Below are 747 nucleotides of genomic sequence, written 5' to 3' on the forward strand. Positions count from 1 at the left end.
ATCCAACTCAATATCATGCCCCTGTTCTTGGGCAATCTCATACAGAAGTTCCTGGTTATGAGTGTGGTGAATCCCATTTACCAAACTTTCATAATAGACCTGGAAATAGGGGAGCTTTAAATCTTTAGCCAACTGCAATTCAGCTTCTACATCATAATCCACTCGACGAAAATCAACATCAGCCAAACCTGCTTCATCAAACTCTAAGATCATATACTGGGCCCGCAGGTCCTTACGTAATCCCGCATCTAAAAAGAAGGGTTGTCCAATGGACCCTGGATTAAGAATCAACTGTCCATCACTTCCATAACGAAGCAACTGTTGGTGGATATGACCATATACTGCGATGGAGGCATGCGGTCCCGTCACTAATCTATCAAAATCTTCTTGTTTTCCCGTATGGATCAATTCTCTTCCCCAGTTTTTATCAGGGAGATGGTGAGTAATTCCTACCATCAGATCACCAAACTGACGATGAACTTGCATGGGTTGATTGTGGAGGTCTTCGATTTCTTCAGGGCTGATTTCTTCTAATATATACTGGCATTGACGTAGGAGGTAGCGATGACTAGCTTTTGTCAAATCTAGCTTACGATGCAAACCTCGCCAGAGACTATTCTCCCAATTACCAAGAACTCTTACAGTAATAGGCAAAACCGCTAAAAGATTCAATATCCTTCTACGTCCTGTTCCTGGCATAAGAATATCCCCCAAAAGCCAGTACTCATCTACCTTTGCCTTTTTAGC

Annotated in this window: 1 protein-coding gene; it reads right to left on the reverse strand. The window is 42.4% G+C overall.

From position 1 onward, the window contains the following. Positions 1 to 747, reverse strand: a 747-nt coding sequence (locus tag D8863_RS10540; RefSeq protein WP_125441862.1) for a metallophosphoesterase family protein, incomplete at both ends; no start/stop codon positions are given.

Origin of the sequence: Streptococcus oralis (assembly GCF_003943825.1) — a bacterium.
GTDB classification, from domain to species: Bacteria; Bacillota; Bacilli; order Lactobacillales; family Streptococcaceae; genus Streptococcus; species Streptococcus oralis_CD.